At 74.3% G+C, this 19,217-nt stretch carries 13 protein-coding genes; 7 read left to right on the top strand and 6 right to left on the bottom strand.

What is annotated here, in order from left to right:
* Positions 1-28: 28 nt before the first annotated feature.
* Complete coding sequence (locus AB0F11_RS24185; protein ID WP_362177357.1) at positions 29-1,693, bottom strand: class I adenylate-forming enzyme family protein; 1,665 nt, start codon at positions 1,691-1,693, stop codon at positions 29-31.
* Positions 1,690-3,507, bottom strand: coding sequence for a CoA transferase (locus tag AB0F11_RS24180; RefSeq protein ID WP_362177354.1), 1,818 nt, complete (start codon positions 3,505-3,507; stop codon positions 1,690-1,692). Before AB0F11_RS24180 ends, AB0F11_RS24185 begins: the two co-directional genes overlap by 4 nt.
* Before the next feature lie 296 nt (positions 3,508-3,803).
* On the opposite strand from AB0F11_RS24180, the gene AB0F11_RS24175 reads away from it, so the two are divergent.
* The gene (locus AB0F11_RS24175; protein WP_362177351.1) at positions 3,804-4,994 is read left to right on the top strand and encodes an acyl-CoA dehydrogenase family protein; all 1,191 of its coding nucleotides are present in this window, start codon (positions 3,804-3,806) and stop codon (positions 4,992-4,994) included.
* Here AB0F11_RS24175 and AB0F11_RS24170 read toward each other — a convergent pair.
* Both AB0F11_RS24170 and AB0F11_RS24165 read right to left on the bottom strand, forming a co-directional pair.
* Positions 4,981-6,069, bottom strand: coding sequence for a sugar ABC transporter permease (locus AB0F11_RS24170; RefSeq protein ID WP_362177349.1), 1,089 nt, complete (start codon positions 6,067-6,069; stop codon positions 4,981-4,983). The genes AB0F11_RS24175 and AB0F11_RS24170 overlap by 14 nt on opposite strands.
* The gene (locus tag AB0F11_RS24165) at positions 6,066-7,283 is read right to left on the bottom strand and encodes an MFS transporter (RefSeq protein WP_362177346.1); all 1,218 of its coding nucleotides are present in this window, start codon (positions 7,281-7,283) and stop codon (positions 6,066-6,068) included. Before AB0F11_RS24165 ends, AB0F11_RS24170 begins: the two co-directional genes overlap by 4 nt.
* A gap of 256 nt (positions 7,284-7,539) precedes the next feature.
* On the opposite strand from AB0F11_RS24165, the gene AB0F11_RS24160 reads away from it, so the two are divergent.
* The 4 genes from AB0F11_RS24160 (at position 7,540) to AB0F11_RS24145 (ending at position 13,431) form a co-directional block, all read left to right on the top strand.
* On the top strand, positions 7,540-8,367 hold the full coding sequence (locus AB0F11_RS24160) for a hypothetical protein (RefSeq protein ID WP_362177343.1): 828 nt from the start codon (positions 7,540-7,542) through the stop codon (positions 8,365-8,367).
* Between the two features lie 144 nt (positions 8,368-8,511).
* Positions 8,512-9,234, top strand: coding sequence for a sigma-70 family RNA polymerase sigma factor (locus AB0F11_RS24155; RefSeq protein WP_362177341.1), 723 nt, complete (start codon positions 8,512-8,514; stop codon positions 9,232-9,234).
* 113 nt (positions 9,235-9,347) lie between these two features.
* Positions 9,348-11,207, top strand: coding sequence for a potassium transporter TrkA (locus AB0F11_RS24150; RefSeq protein ID WP_362177338.1), 1,860 nt, complete (start codon positions 9,348-9,350; stop codon positions 11,205-11,207).
* 268 nt (positions 11,208-11,475) lie between these two features.
* Positions 11,476-13,431: an amino acid transporter gene (locus AB0F11_RS24145; RefSeq protein ID WP_362177336.1), complete on the top strand. Its 1,956-nt coding sequence runs from the start codon at positions 11,476-11,478 to the stop codon at positions 13,429-13,431.
* A 33-nt stretch (positions 13,432-13,464) separates the two neighbouring features.
* Here the strand turns inward: AB0F11_RS24145 and AB0F11_RS24140 are convergent, their stop codons facing one another.
* Together AB0F11_RS24140 and AB0F11_RS24135 are read right to left on the bottom strand one after the other, a co-directional pair.
* Entirely contained in the window at positions 13,465-14,934 is a 1,470-nt protein-coding gene (locus tag AB0F11_RS24140) for a hypothetical protein (protein WP_362177333.1), read from the bottom strand.
* Positions 14,935-15,011: 77 nt separating this feature from the next.
* Entirely contained in the window at positions 15,012-15,623 is a 612-nt protein-coding gene (locus AB0F11_RS24135; RefSeq protein WP_362177330.1) for a CGNR zinc finger domain-containing protein, read from the bottom strand.
* A 104-nt stretch (positions 15,624-15,727) separates the two neighbouring features.
* Here AB0F11_RS24135 and AB0F11_RS24130 point away from each other — a divergent pair, with 104 nt between their 5' ends.
* Together AB0F11_RS24130 and AB0F11_RS24125 are read left to right on the top strand one after the other, a co-directional pair.
* Positions 15,728-16,576, top strand: coding sequence for an SDR family NAD(P)-dependent oxidoreductase (locus AB0F11_RS24130; protein ID WP_362177328.1), 849 nt, complete (start codon positions 15,728-15,730; stop codon positions 16,574-16,576).
* Positions 16,577-17,376: 800 nt separating this feature from the next.
* Positions 17,377-18,969: a sigma-70 family RNA polymerase sigma factor gene (locus AB0F11_RS24125; protein ID WP_362177325.1), complete on the top strand. Its 1,593-nt coding sequence runs from the start codon at positions 17,377-17,379 to the stop codon at positions 18,967-18,969.
* The last annotated feature ends 248 nt before the right edge of the window (positions 18,970-19,217 follow it).

Raw genomic sequence — 19,217 nt, 5'->3', positions numbered from 1 at the left:
CGCGCGTGCCCGCCCCCGGTTTCCCGCCTCAGCCGGCGTGGGCGAGGGGCGCCGGTTCCGCGTCCCCGGCCAGCCGGGCCCGCAGCGCCGCCCGGTCGGGTTTGCCGGCCGCCGTCAGCGGGATCTCCGCCACCACGAGGAGCCGTTCGGGGTGCTTGCGCCGCTCCGTGCCCCGCGCCGTCAGGTGCCGGCCGAGGGAGGCGAGCGTGGGTGCCAGCGGGCCCCGCGGCACCACGCAGGCGGCCAGGCGTTCGCCCATCAGCGGGTCGGGGACGCCGACGCAGACCACGTCGCGGACCTGCGGGTGCGAGCCGAGGGCGCGTTCCACCTCGGCGGGGCTGATGTTGGCGCCGCCGCGGATGACGATGTCCTTCAGCCGGCCGACGACGTGCAGGACCCGGTCGGAGTCGAGGTAGCCGAGGTCGCCGGTGCGGACCCAGCCGTCGGCCGTGCGGTAGCGGGCGTCGAGCTCGGGGGCGCCGACGTAGCACAGCGGGGTCATGGGACCGCGCGAGACGATCTCGCCGATCTCGCCGTCCGGCAGGGCCGCGTGGCTGTCGGGATCGGTGATCCGGATCTCCGCGACGCGCGGGTCGGGGTGGCCGGCGACGACTCCGCGGCCGTCGGCGGGCGGAACCGTGTGGGCCAGCCCCGTATGGCAGTTGACGCCGTCGGCGGAGCCGTAGAGGTTCACCACCGGGCAGCCGAACGCCTGCGCCGCCGCGGCCGCGGTCGTCTCGTCGAGCGGCGCGCCGCCGAGGACGAGGGCGGTGGGCGCCGGGAGCGGCTGGTCCGTCGCGTCGAGGCGTTCGAGCATCATGCGGACCATCGTCGGCACGCCCAGGATGTGCGTCGGCGCGTGTTCGCGTACGGCCGCGAGGGCCGCATCGGCGGTGAAGTGGTCGAGCAGGACCAGGGTTCCGCCGTGCCGGGCGAGGGTGACCGCGGTGCCGTTGGAGCCGAAGGCCGAGCCGAGCGGGACCAGGAAGAGGCAGCGCGGCGGCTTCCCGTCGGGAATGAGCGAGGCCAGGAAGTTGCCGCGGCCGCCCGCGAGCGCGTTGTGCGAGTACGCGATCATCTTGGGCTCGGCCTCGGAGCCGGACGAGACGAGGATGCGGGCCGCGCTGTCCGGGTCGGGGCGGGCGGGTACGAAGGCCCGCGGGTCGCAGCGCATCAGCCCGGACCAGGCGACGGTCCCCTGCGGGGCGGTCCCGGGGCCCGCGGCGACGACGTGGCGCAGGGAGGGGACGGACCGCAGGAGCGCCTGCAGTGCGGCGGCGGGCCGCTCGCCGCGGTGCTCGACCGCAGCGATCACGGCGACGGCTTCGGCGCGGCGCAGCAGGGATTCGGCTTCGGGGGCGCTGCGGCCGACGGGGAAGGGGAGGGTGACGGCGCCGAGGGCGGCCAGGGCCAGGTCGGCGATGACGGCGCTCCGGTTGCCGGGGAGTTGGACGCCGACCACGTCGCCCGGGCGGATGCCGAGCTCTGCGAGGCCGGTGGCCAGGGCGCGCACCTTGCGGTCCAGGGCGGTGTAGCAGAGCGCGCCCTTGGCGTCGAGGACGGCGGTCCGGTGCAGGTCGGCGATCTGGCGGGCCCGGAAGAGGCTGTAGAGGTCGAGGTCGGGGCAGGTCCCGTCGGCCGCCCAGGAGCGGCGCAGTTCGGCGGGCAGCAGGTCGTGCAGGGCTACGGTCACACGAGGCTCCAGGGGTCGGGAACGGCGGGCGCACCGTGCGCGTCGCGGCTGATCGAGCCGGCGAAGCGCGGGTCGTGGTGCAGGTCGGACAGGTCGGTGGTGACCGCGGTCGCGGCGAGGCCGAGCCCCTCCAGCCGGGCCAGGGCCTCGGCGGTGGGGAGTGCGGCGAGGGCGCGGCCGGCCGCGGCCGCGGCCGCGGCGCTCGCGTCCGCGGGGGCGATCCAGCCGTCGGCGGTCGGCAGCGGCCGGCGGAAGCCGGCCGGACGGCGGGGCTGCTCCCCGCGCGCGGCCCGCGCCAGGGCGGGAGCGGTGAGGGTGTCGGCCGCCCCGAGGAGGGAGGAGTCCACGCGGACGCCGTGGCCGGTCCGCTCCCTCAGCAGCAGCCCGGCGAGGACGGCTTCGGCCCCGTGCAACCCGCCGAGGACGTCCAGGAGGGTCATCAGGGAGGGGGCCGGGGGCTCGCCCTCGGGGCGGACGGCCTCTCCGACGCCGGTGCGGGCCTGGACCATGAAGTCGGTGCCCATGGGGGCGCCGCCCAGCCGGTCGGCCCAGCCGCTGGTGTACGCGTACACCAGGGCGGGGTTGGCCCGGGCGAGGTCCTCGGCGTCGAGGCGCAGTTCGGCGGCCTTGCCCGGCGCCCAGTTGTGCAGGAAGACGTCGGCCTGCGCCGCCATGTCCCGCAGCCGGCGGCGGTCCGCCCCGGACTTGATGTCGATCTCCACGGCCTTCTTGCCCCGGTTGAGGGCGAGCCAGCGGGCGGAGACGCCGGAGCAGGCCGGGGGCATGCCGCGCAGCGGGTCCCCGCCCGGCGGCTCGATCCGTACGATCTCGGCGCCCAGCAGGCCCAGCAGGTGTGCGGCCAGCGGCGCCTGGATGCGGCGGCCCGCCTCGAGCACGGTCAGGCCGGCCAGCGGTCTTGGGGGAGTCGGTATGGGTGTGACGGGCGCCGGGGCGGCCCCGGTCGCCGGGACGGAGGCGGTATCGAGCGGCCGCAGGGACCACGGGGCCGCGCCGTCGGCCTCCGCGAGCCGCTCGGCGAGGGTGTGCAGGACGCACACCTCGGCTCCCGCGAGCGCCGCGGCCTGCCGGATCCGGGCCAGGGGGTGCGCCCGGGTGGCGGTGTGGAGGGCAGGCGGGAAGGGGGCGCAGGCGGTGGCGTAGCGGAACTGGAAGGGCCGCCAGCCCGCCCGCATCGCGTCGGCGGACGCGTCCAGGGCGCGCCAGAACGCGGCCCAGGCGCCCGGGTCGAGCGTCTCCAGCTCGAAGAGGACCCCCTCGGCCGAGGTGAAGGGCGGCCCGCCGGGGGCGAGTTCGGCCGCCTCGCCCTCGTCGGCTCCGGCGGCGGCCAGGTACTGGGACACGGCGAGCAGACCGGCCCGGTCCGCGCCGGTGGTGACCCGGGTGGTGGCGGCGCCGCGCGCCTGCCCGACCAGCCCGGCGAGCAGGCCCTGCACGGCCAGGACGGCGGTGGCCGTCGCCGCGTAGTCGGCGGCCAGGCCGCGCGGGCTGCCGTCGCGCCGGCCGTGTACGGCCATCACGCCGGTGGCGGCCTGGACGGTGGCCTCGTCGACGAGACCGCTGCCGGAGCCGCCCCAGGTGACGGTCGCGCGGACGGGCTCGAAGCCCGCGCCGGTGAGGGTGACGGGGCCTTCGGGATCCGGCTGCGCTGCCGGATCCTCCTGGGCGCCGAGCAGCCGCAGGCGGTCGGCGACGAGACCCGCGAGCTGCGGGGGCCCCGCGGGGTCGGGGCGCGGTGCCCCACAGCGCAGGGTGTCGAGCGGCCGGACCGTCTGCGTGGTTGCCGGGGACGCCATGCCTCTCCTCTCCCGGCGCGGCGATGGCCGTCGCCGAGGTCGTACGGAAACGCGGGAACGCGTATGCGGGAACCCGGGAGCCTCCGCGCCCGACCAGTTCCACGGACAGACAGTCGGACAGGCGTTCCCAGGAGTTCCCGGGGACGCCCATTTCAGCCTCGCCGGCGTTCGAGGCATCGCGGGGCCTGGGACGGATTTCCGGGGTTCCCGGCTCTTCCGGGCACACCGAGCTCCGCCCGGACGCGCGCCTCACACGCCGGCGACCCCGGAGACCCTCGGGCACAGGGAGGAACGCAGTGACGGTGGCGAAGTCGGCGGAGTCGGCGGAGTTGAGGGACCGGGTCGAGCGGTTCGTCCGGACGCGGGTGGTCCGGTACGAGCCGGTGCTCGACTCCGGCGGCCCGGCAGCCGCGGCCGCCCTGGCCGAACTACGCGACCAGGCTCGGGAGGAGGGGCTGTGGGCCCTGCCGCTTCCGGCCGAACTCGATGGCGGGGGGCTGCCGTTCGCCGCGTACGCGGAGCTGGCGGAGGCCGAGGGCGCCAGCGACCACGGGCCCGCCGCACTGGGCTCGGCCCCGTACCTCGACGTCACGATGCTGGCGCGGCACGCCACGGACCGCGTACGCGAGGAGTACCTGGCGCCGCTGGTCGCCGGCACGATGCGCACCTGCTACGCGATGACCGAGCCCGACACCCCCGGAACCGACCCCCTCTCGACCGGCACCCGGGCCGAGCGCCTGGCGGACGGCAGCTGGCGGATCACCGGCCGGAAGTGGTTCACCTCCGGTGCGGCCGCCGCCGACCTGGTGACGGTGCTGGCCCGCACCGGCGGCCGGCCCGGCGACCGCGAGGGGCTCTCCCTGTTCCTCGTCCCCACCGGTTCCCCCGGCTTCCGGATCGTCCGCGAGCTCCCGGTCCTGGGTGCGGCGGGCCAGTACGAGATCGAGCTCGACCGGGTCGGCGTGCCCGGCGACCACCTGATCGGCGCCCCCGGGGAGGCCCTGGCCATCGCGGGCGAACGGCTGGCCCTGGGCCGCACCCTGCGCTGCCTGCGCTGGCTCGGCCAGGCCCGGCGCGCCTTCGACCTGATGTGCGAGCGGGCCGCGGAGCGCCGCGGCTCCCGCGGCCCGCTCGCCGAGCACCAGCTCGTCCAGCAGCACGTCTTCGAGGCCCTGCTCGCCCTGCGCACCACCCGCCCCCTGGTCCACGAGGCGGTGGCGCTGATCGCCGCCGGACAGGACGCCCGTACCGAGGTGGGGCTCGCCAAGGTGGCCGCCGCGCGCATGCTGCAACAGGTCACCGACTCGGCCATCCAGGTCCACGGCGCGGCCGGACTCGGCCCGGACACCCCGCTGCCCGGCCTGTTCCGCGGCGGGCGGGCCGCCCGCATCCTGGACGGCCCCGACGAGCTGCACATCACCTCCGTCGCCCGGCGGGTCCTGCGCGGCTACGAGCCGGGGGTCCGGCCGCCCGCTACACGCGGGTGAGGTCGACGAGTCCGGTCAGCGAGGCCAGCCCGAGGGCCAGGAAGAAGTCGCCCCAGATCAGCTCGTGCCGCACGGCCAGGCCCTTGTCGGCGTCGTAGCAGCCGTCCAGCAGCATGCCTGCCGGGCGGCGGTCGCCGGGGGCGGTGAGATGGGCCCCGGCCAGCCGGCTCAGGACCGCAACACCGCGGCGGGAGCAGGCCGTCGACCATGCTGCGGGCACCCGGGCGAGCTTCAGCAGGGCCACTGCGGAGATCGCGGCGGCCGAGGAGTCGAGGGGGCCGTCCGGGTCGTGGGCTCCGGCCGGCGGAACCAGGCGCGCCCCGCTCAACACGCCGTGCTGCGCCAAGAGTTGTCCGGCGGCGTCCAGGAGCCGCCGACGCCCGTGTGCGGCGACCCGCGGGTCCAGGAGGGCGTCCGCGACCGCGAGGAGCAGCCAGGCGGAGCCGCGGCTCCATCCGGGCCGCGGCTCCTCGCACGGCTGCCAGCTTCCGTCCCAGCCGTCGAACCGCCAGGCGGGCGGCTGCACTTGGGCGGGCGATCCCAGGCAGAGGTCGAGGTGCCGGTGCAGATGTGCGGCCGCGGCGGCCGCCCCGGCCGGGCCGGCCGCGGCCAGGAGGGGCACCGTCCCGGGTACGCCGTCCACGCGGGCCAGCAAGCGGGGCCCGCCGAAGGCGTCGCCCCAGGGGACGGTCCCGGTCGCGGGGTCGTGGGCCGCGAGGCAGGCCTTGGCCGCGTGCGCCCGCAGTGCGGCGGCTTCGCCGTCGTCCTCGGCGAGAGCGGTCGCGTACCAGAGGATCAGGCCGCGGGTCGCGGTGTCGGCCTCCGACCAGGGTGCGAGGCGGGCCGTGCACGCGGCGGCGGCGCGCCGGTCGGCCGCGTCCCCGGTGTGGCGGGCGCGCAGCCACAGCAGTCCGGCCCAGAAGCCGCCGGCCCAGGAGCCGCGGCCGGTCGTCGTCCACGTCCCGTCCGCGGGATCGGCGTACAGCGGGAAGCGGGAGCCCACCTGCGCCGCGGTCACCGCGGCCCGTTCCAGCACGGCCGCCAGGGCGCGGCCGGCCCGGTCGCCGCGGCTCACGCGCCCGCCTCCCCCTGCTCGGGACGGCTCCGCCGGTCCCGCCGGGCCCATAGGAACGCGACCGCCGCCGCCACGGCGAACTCCACCGCCACCAGCAGCCACCCCGCCCCGTACCGGCCGTGCCCGGCCAACAGCCCGAACGCGGGCGGCCCCACGGCGAATCCGGCGAAGAACCCTGCCGCGACCAGCGCCGAATCCTGCCCGGCCCGCCCCGGCGCGGCCCGCTGCAGGACCAGCACCATGGACACGGCGTTGCCGGACACGGCGAAAACGCCCACCGCCACGGCCCCCGCCCACACCAGGGGCCCCGCCTGCTGTGCCGTTCCCAGCAGGGCGGCCGCCCCCACGGCCCCGCAGGCGAGCCGCGCCGGGAGCCGTTCGGCGCGCCCCGGCCGGGCCGCCCTGGACCAGCCCACCCGGCCGGCGACCCCCGCCACGCCGAGGACCGCCACGAGTGCGCCGGCCGCGCTCGGGCCCAGGCCCAGCCGCTGCACGCCGTAGAGGGCCAAGTAGGTGTTGACCGAGGCGATCCCGGCGCCGAGGAAGAGCGAGAAGGCGGCCAGCCAGGCCACCATGCCCCGCGGCACGAGCACCGTCCGGGAGGGGGGCGGGGCCGGCGGCGCATCGGCCGGCAGGGACCGCAGCGCCCAGAGGGCCGCGAGCAGCGCACCGCCGGAGGCCGTCCACACCGCGGCCCGCCACCCCGCGGCGCCCGCCAGGGCGGTGAGCGGCAGCCCGGCCGCGAAGGCTCCGAGCTGCACCCCGGACTGCTTCAGGCCGGTCACCGCGCCGCGCCGGGCGGGCGGTACGGCGGCCAGGACCGCCTTGTTGGTGGCGGGGTTGGCCAGGGCCTGCGGTACGCCGCCCAGTGCGACCGCGCCGAGCAGCAGGGCGGCGCCGGGTGCAGCCGCGATGAGGGCGAGGGCGGCCGCGGAGACGAGCAGCAGCAGGACCAGGGAGCGCCGCGGTCCGATCCGGTCCACGATCCGGCCGCCCGCCGGGGACAGTACGGCGGCCACGGCGAAACCGGTCGTGGTGGTCAGCCCCAGCACCGCCGGTGAGACGCCCGGGTCGGCCACCAGCCGCGGGCCCAGCGCCCCCAGCAGGAACAGCTGCAGCATCGAGAAGGCCATGGCGCAGGTGAGGAGCGCGGTCAGCCACCGGTCCGACCGGTCCGCCGAACGGGGTGGCGCCGCCGTCAACTGTGCTGTCACAGAGGTCTCCCTTCCCGGAAGGTGCACAACCCGCCCGTCTGGGGAGTCAGTCGGACGGCCGGGCCCTCCGGTTCCCGCCTTCGAGCTGTGTCGTGCACCACATCGCGGGGCAGGCCCGTCACGCCAAGTTCTCCCTCTGCGACGGGACATGAGGACTTGTCATGAAGTGCGCACCCCCCTGCCCGGCACGGAGACCCGGTGCGAAGATGAACGCGCCATGAAGCCAGGCCACTGTTCCCGAGCCGCACGGGCTGCGATGTTCGCAGTCGTCTGTGTGCTGCTCGCGGCCACCGGCCACCTCCTCATGTCGGGCACGCCCGTGCCCTGGTGGGCGCTGCCCCCGGCCTGGGCCGGGACCGCGGCAGCGGCCTGGGCGCTGGCGGGCCGCGAACGCGGACTGCTCGCCGTCACCACCGCGACGGTGGCCGTACAGGCCGTGCTCCACGGCGTGTTCTCCCTGGTCCAGTCACTGCTCCACCCGTCCCTGCCGGCCGGGACCTCCTTCGCCGGGCAGTGGGCCGCGTACCTCACGTGTGGCGAGGGCCCGGGAGCCGGGATGTCCGGCGGCGAGGCCCTGAGGATCCTCGACGGGGCATGGCTCGGCCCGCTCGCGCACCGGCTGCCGCCCGGCACCGCCACGGCGGGCGCCCACGCCCCCCACGCCCTGCCCGACATGGCCTCCATGGCCTCCACCTCCATGCCGTCCGGCCACGACATGGCCGGCATGGCCGACGCGGCGGGCATGGCCGCGATGGCGGGCCCGGCCGGCATGGCGGGCCCGACCGGTATGACGGGGGCCATGGCCGGCATGTCCCCGACGGGGATGCTGGCCGCGCACCTGCTCGCCGCCGTGCTGTGCGGGCTCTGGCTCGCCTACGCGGAGCAGGCCGCCTTCGCTGCCCTGCGCGCCCTCGCCGGACGGCTCTGGGCGCCCCTGCGCGTCCTGTTCGGGCTCCTCGCGCCGACACCGCACCGCCCCCGCGTCCACGTCCGCCGGACCCGCCGCGACCGGACGCTGCGGACGTTCCTCCTCGTCCACGCCCTCACCTCACGGGGTCCGCCGACGGGAACCGCTGTCCTGTGACAGCCGGCTCCCCGAGCGCACGCTGACGGCTCCGCTCCGTCGCGCCTCGGGCATCGGCCATGCCCTCCGGCAGGCCGTACCCCCTTCACCGGCCCCGCCGTGCGCGGGCCCGGAACTCCTTTTGCCCGTAAGGACCTTGTGGCGATGACTCCTGCCCTGCCCACCCAGCTCCGTCCTGCCGGCCGCACGCCGTCGTCCCGGCACACCCCGGACTCCGACGCGGACGTGACCCGGCTGGCCCTCGAAGCCCGCGACGGCGACCCCGCCAAGGCCGACCGCTTCGTACGCGCCCTCCACCGCGACGTGTGGCGCTACGTGGCCTACCTCAGCGCCGACCCGCAGGCCGCCGACGACCTCACCCAGGACGTCTTCCTGCGCGCGCTGGCCGCCCTCCCCCGCTTCGAGGGCCGCTCCTCGGCCCGGACCTGGCTGCTGTCGATCGCCCGCCGCACCGTGGTGGACAGCCTCCGCCACGCCGCCGCCCGTCCCCGCCTGTCGAGCCGGCACGACTGGCAGACGGCGGCGGAGCAGAGCCAGCCGTACGGCGTCCCCGGCTTCGAGGACGGCATCGCCCTGGCGGAACTCCTGGCCGGCATACCGGCCGAACGGCGCGAGGCGTTCGTCCTCACGCAGTTGCTGGGCCTGAACTACGCGGAGGCGGCGACCGCGGCCGGCTGCCCGGTGGGCACCGTCCGCTCCCGCGTGGCCCGGGCCCGCCTCGCGCTCGTGGCCGTCCTGACGGCCCCGGAGCCGGATCCGGACCCGGCCGCCGAGCCCGGCACCCGTACCCCGCCCCGGCAGGGCCGGACCGCCGGCAGAGCGACCCGCACCTCCCGCGGGCACCGCCTCGCGGCGACACCGGCCTGACCCGGTGCGAACGCAGGGGCGGCGGTGCCGGGCCGCGCCGCCGCTCCGCCCCGTGGGATGATCCGTTCCGTCTGCGCGGGGCGGACGGCTGGGGCAACAGGGGGCTGGCGAAGGTGTGGGACCGGCTGCGGTATTGGTTCGACGCCACCATGGACCGTGGCGTCTCCGCGCTCATGGCGTGGCTGGCCCTCGCCTCGGTCTCCCTCATCACGGTGATCACCGCTCTGGTGGTGCTGCTCACCGAGGAGGACACCGAGGCCAACGGCGGCTGGGCCGGCGTGGCCTGGATGAGCATGCTGCGCACGCTCGACCCCGGCACGATGGGCGGCGACACCGGCGGTCCGGTGTTCCTCGCGCTGATGCTGGCCGCCACCCTCGGCGGGATCTTCATCGTCAGCGCGCTCATCGGCGTGCTGACCACCGGGCTCGACGCCAGGATCCAGCGGCTGCGCAAGGGCCGTTCACGCATCATCGAACGCGGCCACACCATCCTGCTCGGCTGGTCCGAGCAGGTCTTCACGGTGGTCGCCGAGCTGGTCGAGGCCAACCAGAGCGAGCGCAGGTCCTGCGTGGTGATCCTCGCCGACCGCGACAAGGTCGACATGGAGGAGCAGATCCGCCTGCGCGTCCCCGACACCGGTCACACCCGCATCATCTGCCGCTCCGGCAACCCCCTCAAGCGGGACGACCTGGAGCTGGTGAGCCCCGACACCGCCAAGGCCATCATGGTGCTGCCGCCGGTGGGCGACGACCGCGACACCAACGTCATCAAGACGCTGCTCCTGCTGAACAACCGGGCCTGGAGCGGCACCCGGCCCCACGTCGTCGCCGCCGTACAGGACTCCGACAACCTGGCGGTGGCGCGGCTCGCGGCCGGCGAGACCGGCCTGGTCATCGACGCCGACGACTTCGCCGTACGGCTCGTCGTGCAGTCGCACCGGCAGACCGGCCTGTCCACCGTGTGCGACGAACTGCTCAGCTTCTTCGGCAACGAGATCTACATACGCCGCGAGCCGGCGCTGGCCGGATGCACGTACGGCGAGGCCCTCGGCCGCTACGAACTCGGCGTCCCCATCGGGGTGCAGGGTCCGGGCGGCCGGACGCTGGTCAACCCCGCGATGGACACCCGGATCGGCCCCGACGACAGCATGATCGTGATCGCGGAGGACGACCTCCTCATCAAGCTGGCCGACGACACGCCCGCCGTCGTGGACGCGGCGGTGGTCTCCACACCGAGCCGGCGGGCGGTCCCCGACCGGACCCTGATGATCGGCTGGAACTCCCGCGCGCCGAAGATCATCAGGCTGCTGGACCAGCTCGTCAGGCCCGGCTCGGTCATCGACGTCGCCGCGCCCCGGCGCCCGGACGAGGCCCTGGAGACCGGACGCGACAACCTCACGGTGGGGTACAAGTCCTGCGACCCGACCGTCCGGCGGTCGCTGGAGGCGCTGGACCTCGGCACGTACCAGCACATCATCGTCCTCTCGGACGAGAGCATCGACCCGGACCTCGCCGACGACCGGACCCTGGTGACGCTCCTGCACCTGCGCGACATCGAGGTCCGCCTCGGCGACCCGTACTCGATCGTCACGGAGATGAACGACGACAGCAACCGGGAGGTGGCCCAGGTCACCAAGGCCGACGACTTCATCGTCAGCACCAAGCTGATCTGCCTGCTGCTGACCCAACTGGCCGAGAACGGCGACCTGCACGCGGTCCTGGCCGACCTCTTCGACCCCGCCGGGTCCGAGATCTACCTCAAGCCCGCGGGCGACTACCTGCGTACGGGGACCGAGGCGAACTTCGCCACCGTCGTGGAGGCCGCCCGGCGCCGGGGCGAGACCGCGATCGGCTACCGGATCGCCGGCCACGGCGACAGGGCCCCGCGCTACGGGGTCCGCCTGAACCCGTCCAGGATCCTGCCCCTGACCCTGGACGAAGCCGACCACGTCATCGTCCTGGCCGAGAACTGACCCCGGCCGCGACCGGCGGGCGGCGGGCGGCGGGAAGGGTTGGATTCGGGATCCCGACCGGTCCGGCGGTCTGCCACGTCGTCTTACCGCGGCCATGTCCGTCGCCGACGTTCCGCGGCCGATGTGACGAAGGCGACCCTCCGAAGCGCGGATCTTGACGTTTTCCTGACGCCCTCGCCGCGGCTCGTGCGATCCGGGCTGCTTACGCTGGCTCGGCCGTACGAGAACGGCCGGATTTCCCCCATCAGCGAGCAGCCCAGGAGCACCCATGGCCACCACGACCGACACGCGGAGCGGCAGGCTCCGTGCGTGGATGCTGGAAGGGCTGTCCGACATGGGCAAGGGCCAGCCGTCCCGGCCGAAGGAAGCGGAGCCCGCAACCGGCCACGAGGGCCAGCCCTGGTACCGGGTGATGTGCCTGACCGGTGTGGACTACTTCTCGACCCTCGGCTACCAGCCCGGTATCGCCGCGCTGGCCGCGGGGCTGCTCTCCCCCATCGCCACGGTCGTGCTCGTGATCGTGACGCTGGCGGGTGCGCTGCCCGTGTACCGCCGGGTGGCGCAGGAGAGCCCGCACGGCGAGGGTTCGATCGCCATGCTCTCGCGGCTGCTCTCCTTCTGGAAGGGCAAGCTCTTCGTCCTCACCCTGCTGGGCTTCGCCGCGACCGACTTCCTGATCACCATCACGCTGTCGGCCGCCGACGCCTCGACCCACCTGGTGGAGAACCCGCACCTGGAGTCGGCCCTGCACGACAAACAGGTGTTGATCACCCTCATCCTGGTCGCGCTGCTCGGCGCGGTGTTCCTGAAGGGCTTCCTGGAGGCGATCGGCGTCGCCGTGGCGCTCGTCGGGATCTACCTCGGGCTGAACGTGGTCGTCGTGGTCAACGGCCTGTGGCACGTGATAACCGCCGGACACGTCGTCACCGACTGGACGGCCGCCCTGACCGCCGAGCACGGCAACGTGTTCGTCATGATCGGGGTCGCGCTGCTCGTCTTCCCCAAGCTGGCGCTCGGCCTGTCCGGTTTCGAGACGGGCGTGGCGGTGATGCCGCACGTGAAGGGCGACCCGGGGGACGGCGAGACCAACCCCGCCGGCCGGATCCGGGACACCAGGAAGCTCCTGACCACGGCCGCGCTGATCATGAGCGTGTTCCTGATCTCCACGAGCTTCATCACCACCGTCCTCATCCCGCACCAGGAGTTCGAGTCCGGCGGCAAGGCCAACGGCCGCGCGCTCGCGTACCTGGCCCACGAATACCTCGGCAACGCCTTCGGCACCGTCTACGACGTCTCGACCATCTGCATCCTGTGGTTCGCCGGCGCCTCCGCCATGGCCGGGCTGCTCAACCTGATGCCGCGCTACCTCCCCAAGTACGGCATGGCCCCGCACTGGGCCCGCGCCGTACGCCCCATGGTCATCGTCTTCACCCTTGTCGCCTTCCTGGTGACGTGGCTCTTCGACGCCGACGTCGACGCCCAGGGCGGCGCGTACGCCACCGGTGTCCTCGTGCTCATCTGCTCCGCCGCGATCGCCGTGACCATCTCGGCCCGCAAGGCCGGGCAGCGCGGCTGGACGGTCGGGTTCGGCGTCATCTCCGCCGTCTTCCTCTACACCACCGTGGTCAACGTGATCGAGCGCCCGGACGGCGTGAAGATCGGCGCCTGCTTCATCGCCGGCATCATCCTCGTCTCGCTCCTCTCGCGCCTCGGCCGCGCCTTCGAGCTGCGCGTCACGCACGTCGAGCTCGACGACATGGCCGAGCGGTTCGTCCAGGACATCGCACGCCGCACGCCCCGGTTCATCGCCAACGAGCCGGACCAGCGGGACGTGGCCGAGTACCGCGAGAAGAGCGAGCAGATCCGCGCCGACAACGACATCCCCTCGACGGAGGACTTCGTCTTCGTCGAGGTGACGGTCACGGACCCGTCCGAGTTCGAGGCCGGGCTGACCGTCCGCGGCGAGGTCCTCCACGACCGCTTCCGCGTCCTCACCGTGGAGAGCTCCTCGGTCCCCAACGCCCTGGCCGCCCTCCTCCTGCACGCCCGCGACCTCACGGGCGTCCGCCCGCACATCTACTTCGAGTGGACCGAGGGCAACCCGTTCGCCAACTTCCTCCGCTTCTTCCTCTTCGGCCAGGGCGAGATCGCCCCGGTCACCCGCGAGGTCCTGCGCGAGGCCGAACCCGACCGCGACCGCCGCCCCCGCGTCCACGTCGGCTGACCCGCCCGCCGCGGTCGTGGCCACCGAGGTACCTCACCGAGGCCCGGCCGCCTTCTTCAGCAGGGCGACCGGCTGGTCGACCGAAGTCGACAGGGTCTTCATCCCGTACGGTTCCTGCTGGGCATCGCTGAGACGCTCCTGGCTGTCGGCGTCGCGTGCGATGTGCACCTCCATGTACGGGGTGGCGCCGTTCTCCTTGGGGATCACCCACCACATCGCCGCCCAGTCGGGGGCCTGGGTGATGCGCATGATCGCGCTGCTGCGGTAGATCCGCGCCCGGTAGCGGAAGAACTCGTCGCCCGGCTCGGCCAGCCAGCCGGGCGGGTCCAGCCGGTGCTCATGGGCATCCGATTCGGTGTTCCAGGAGTACTCCGCGGAGTCGCGGTAGCTGTTGGCCAGCTTCCCCCGGTCGGCGCGGATGAACGAGATGATGGCGTAGATCTCGACCCGTCCGTCCGCCGGCCCCTTCGCCGGGACCTCGACGACCACGTCCCTGGAGAAGTCGTCTCCCGGGTCGAGCCGGTCCCCCGGGCCGCTGATCCTTCCTGCCGCCAGCACCCTGGACGCGCCCGTGGAACGCTCGTGGCGGTAGCTGTCCCAGCCGTTCCCCAGCTCGCTCTCCCAGGCACCGAAGTCGGTTCCCGTCGCGGTGTACGCCGACGGCCACAAGGTGGCCGACCACAAGGTCCCCACGACGTGGATGCTGGCCGGCCCGTCGTTCCTGAACGTGAGCCGGACCGGCACGTAGAGGGAGGTGTGCGCGGCGTTCGGCGAGGGCTTGCCGAACGTGGCCCCGAACGGGACCTTCGGAGGGGCGACGTACGGGCTGTACATCGAGGAGTACGCCAGGCTGGCCGCACCCACCAGGCCCGACAGGGCCACCCCGAGCGCGAAGCGCCGCGGGTGCGGGACACCCCGCCAAGCCTTCTGGCGCGTCAGTGCCCATCCCGCCCAGCAGCACCACGTTGCCAGGGCGGCCCACAACCACAACCAGCCTCGCCGGTACCCGCCCTCCCATTGCAGGACGAGCAGCATCAGGCTCGTCACCGCCGCGACGACGACGCCCAGGACCACGGCCGGCCCGGAATACCGCATGCGCCGCTTGCCCCAGAAGTCCACCACGGCGGCGGCCGCGGCGACCTCCAGCAGCGCACCCGTCAGGAACACCGCTCCCATGACCCGGCCGCCGAACGTCAGCGCCCCCATCACGTCCCACAGTCCGACCCGGGACAACACCGCCGCGGACACCAGCAGCCCGACGGCCATGAAGCAGCCGCCCGTCCGCCGCACCCACGCCTTGTCGGGCCACAGACCGGGATCCGCCCGCCACCGCACCAAGCCGGGGTTGCCGAGATCGACCTCCGGCCCCACGCCCGCCCGCCGCAGCACCCTGCGCAGGTCCCGCAGCGACCAGGCCCACCCCACAACCTGCCCCGCCAGGCTGACCTCGCGCAGCCCGCGCCCGTCCGGAGCATGCACGATCACCTGTGGCTGGCTGCTCATGCCGACAGCATCGGCCAAACGTCCTGCCGCCCCCGCGAAGGCACGCCGCCGCCCGGACCATCCGTGGGGCCGCGGCCTCACGCCTCGGGCGGTGCCTCGCTCTCGCGGCGCTGCCGCCGACGGTAATTGCGCATGGATACCTGGGAGCCGCAGCCGGTACTGCAGTAGAGCCCTGCCCCGTTGCGGGTGCGGTCGAAGAAGCCGAAATGGCACGGGGGGTTGCGGCACGCCTTGATGCGCGCCCAGTCGCCGGTCTGCGCGACGGTCGTCACCGCGGCCAGCACGGTCCCGAACACACGCGGCACCCCTGCCTGCGGAGACGCCAGCTCGACACCACCGGCTGTGACCACCGTCGCCAGCGGGTAGAGCGCACCTGCGCGCCGCAGGTGTTGCTCGGCGTGCCGGAGCGGCTCGCCCAGGCTCTCCTCGTCGCCCGAGTGCGCCAGCAGCAGGGTCACCAGGGCGTCACGCAGCTCGCGTGCGGCCGCGGCATCGGCATCGGTCGCCACGGCCTCACCGCCGAACTCGTCGTGCTCCGCGAGCCACGCCGCGAACGAGTGCCCGTCCCCGAACAGCTCCCGCCGACCGGCCCCGTCCGCGCGCGTGTTCACGAACGCGAGCACGGTCTCCGCCACGGGCACGACGGCGCGGGGGCTGGGCTTCGCAGATCCGGCTGCAGCACTGCTCATCACGCCATCCTACATCAGCAAGATGAGCCACTAAGCCGCCTAACAGCCAACGCACAACACCAGACCGCTTGACTAGTTATGAGCTAACAACCTACGGTCGCAACATGAACGGAACATCAGACCAGCAGACCAGTCCCCGCACGTGGCTCATCACCGGCGCGACCTCCGGCATCGGCCGCGAACTGGCGCTCCAGGCCCTGGAGAACGGCGATGCCGTCTCGGCGATCGCCCGCGACACCGCTCCCCTGGACGAACTGACCGAAGCGCACGGCGACCGCCTGCTCCTCGTCCGGGCGGACGTGCGCGACGAGCAGGCCGTCCGGGAGGCGGTGGAGCGCACGCTCTCTCGGTTCGGCCGCATCGACGTGGTGGCCAACAACGCCGGCTACGGACTCTTCGGAGCCGTCGAGGAAGCCTCCGACGCGCAAGTCCGCGCCGTGTTCGACACCAACGTCTTCGGAGTGCTCAACGTGCTCCGCGCGACGCTGCCGGTACTCCGCGCCCAGCGATCCGGGCACATCCTCCAGGGCTCGTCGGTCTACGGGCAGTCCGCCCACCCGGGGGTGGGGCTGCTGGCCGCGACCAAGTACGCGGTCGAGGGACTGTCGGACGCACTGGCGGCCGAGCTCGCACCGCTCGGCATCAAGGTCACGGTCATCCAGCCCGGAATGACCGCCACCCCCTTCCTGTCCAACCTCGACGTCGCCGCCCGCCTCGACGACTACGACCAGACCGTCCGCGAGGTCCAGAAGGGCATCGGAGAACTCCCCGCATCCGCGTTCTCCTCCGCAGCCCGGATCGCCGAAGGCATCCGAACCGCGGTCGACAGCCCCAACCCCCCGCTGCGCCTGGCCCTCGGCACCTCCAGCGCCACCGACATGCGCACCGCCCTGGAGGCCCGCACCGCAGACCTGGACAACTGGAACCGCGTGACCGCCGCCGTCGACAGGTGACCCCAAGTCCCGCAGGGGGCCTCGCCACTGCCAACCGAGGCCCCCGTTCGCCGGGTCCTGCAACGCGTTGACGGCAAGGCCCTCGACACGGCGATCAACTCCCGGCCCGCGACCCGCGACCCCGACCGAACGGCACCCGGCCAGGATGCGGCGCGGCTGCGACCGCCATGCCTTCGGACACGCGAGAGGGGTTCGCAGTCGTCGCGATCGACGCCCCGCACCACGGTGGCCGACCCCGGGGGGGGCACGGGGACGTACCGGCGTTCGAGGTGGATCACTCGCTCCGTGTCTTCGCCCGGCACGTGCGCTGACCGGCCGGACTGCCGGGCCGCCGGTCAGCCTTCCGGCCCGGCAGTCCGGACCACTGCCGGGGCGGCGGCTCCGCCGGCCCGGCGGGCGGCGTCAACTGCTCGCTCCCGTGACCCCGGAGACGGTAGTGACTCGGGAAGGCGGGTCTGCGACCAGCGTGGGCGTGCACGGTCGGCGTGGGCAGGAGAGGCAGGACGCGCTGGCCGACCTCCGGCAGCTGATCGCGAACAGCGGCATCGAGACCACCCTGACCGGCGAGCTGCCGCCGGGCATCAGCACGACCGCCCCACCCCCCAGGGCGGGTACGGGGCCGGGCTACGGGCCCCCACCCGGCCTTCCTGAGCGCGGGCCGCAGCACGCGCCGGCCACGCCCACGCACGCCAGGAAGAGCACCCGGGTCCCGATCCCGGCCCGAGGCACGGGCTTTGGCCGCACAGCTGTGCGGACGTTAGGGTCTGACGCCTTGATGAGAAAGGTGGGCAATGGGGCACATGGATGCGGACCACGCGCGGCTGGTCGTCGCGGCGCAGGCCGGGGACGACCGGGCGCGCGAAGAGCTGATCGCCGCCTACCTGCCCTTGATCTACAACATCGTCCGACGAGCGGTGAGCGGACACGACGACGTCGATGACGTCGTCCAGGAAACGCTGTTGCGCGTGGTGCGCGACCTGCCCGCCGTGCGCGCCCCCGACAGCTTCCGCTCCTGGCTGGTGTCGATCACCCTCCGCCAGATACAGACCCATTGGCAGCGGCACCGCGTCGTCGCCGGCCGGACGGCGGTCATCGACGAGGCGGCCCACCTCCCGGACGCCGCTCCCGAACCTGAGGACGCGACGATCCTGCGGCTCCAGGTGTCGGACGAACGCCGTCGGATCGCCGAAGCCGGCCGGTGGCTCGACCCGGACCACCGGGTGATGCTCTCCCTGTGGTGGCAGGAGCGCGCCGGACTGCTGAGCCGTGAGGACATGGCCGCCGCGACGGGCCTCTCCGTCGCCCATGTGGGAGTGCGCCTGCAGCGCATGCGCGAGCAACTGGACCTGAGCCGGACGATCGTCGCCGCGCTGGAGACCCACCCGCGCTGTCCGCAGCTGGGCGAGACCGTCGCCGGCTGGGACGGTGTGCGTACCTCGGTGTGGCGGAAGCGGATCGCGCGGCACACCCGCGACTGCCCGGTCTGCACGGCGACGACGACCAACCGGGTCCCCGCCGAGCTGCTGCTCCTCAGCCTCGCGCCCCTGGCCGTCCCTGCCGGACTCATCGCCGCCCTGACCGCCAAGGGCCTGCTGTCCGGTTCGGCCGCGAGCGCCGCCTGGTCGGCCACGGCCCCCGTCGCCGCCGGCACGGCGACGGCGGCGGCGACCACGGCAACGGCAACGGCAACGGCAACGGCAACGGCAACGGCGGGAGGCGGCCTGCACGGCGCGCTGACCGGCAAACTCCCTGCGGTGACCGCTCATCCGCTGGCGAGCCTCGCCGCCGGCGCGGTGCTCATCACCGGGGCCGCCACCTACGCGGCCTGGCCGGAGCCGGCGCCCCGGACGCCCGGCGTCATCGCCGCTCCCGCGGTCGGCGATCCCACGCCGACCCCGTCGAGCACCCCCACCCCGGCCGGACCGCCGTCGGCGAGTCCGTCCGAGGTCGCGGGCACGGTTCCGCTGGGCGCACGATCGCTGGAGTCCGTGGACGAGCCCGACCTCTACCTGACGTATTCCGGCGACTTCGCGACGCTGGGCCGGGTCTCCGCGTCCAGCGGTGCGCAGACACGGCAGCGTGTCACGTTCACGGTGGTCCCGGGGCTGGCCGACACGCGGTGCGTCACCCTCCGTGCGGCCGACGGCCGTTATCTGCGACACCACTACCTGCGACTGCGGCTGAGCACCGACGACGGCAGCGAACTGTTCCGCAAAGACGCCACCTTCTGTCCGCGCCCCGGGGCGGTCGCGGGGTCGGTGGTCCTGCACTCCTCCAACTACCCCGGGTCGGTCCTCCGCCATCGCGACGGCGGCATCTGGCTCGACGGCTCCGACGGCAGCCGGGCCTTCTCCGGCCAGGCGTCCTTCGTCGTCCGCAAGGCCTGGTCCTGAGAACCGCTCCGTGAACCTTCCGGACCGGGCCGCGCGGTGACAGCCGGCGAGCCGGCGCCGGACTCCGGCATGCGCGGTTGACCACCGGCCAGTGAGCCGCCCGCGCGCCGCGCCGCATCCGCGGCCGACCCCCGTGCTCCGACCGGCACCCCGCCGAACCGGTCGGCCTGAGGAACGGACACGGCAACCGCCCACCGGTGCCGTGGGAGACACCACCGCCGAGCAGGGCGGCCTCCCCTTCCCCACGG

It is taken from the genome of Streptomyces sp. NPDC032472 (assembly GCF_040636955.1).
Taxonomy (GTDB): Bacteria; Actinomycetota; Actinomycetes; order Streptomycetales; family Streptomycetaceae; genus Streptomyces.
Note: the sequence above shows the minus strand (reverse complement) of the source record. Positions and strands in the feature narration are given on the sequence as shown.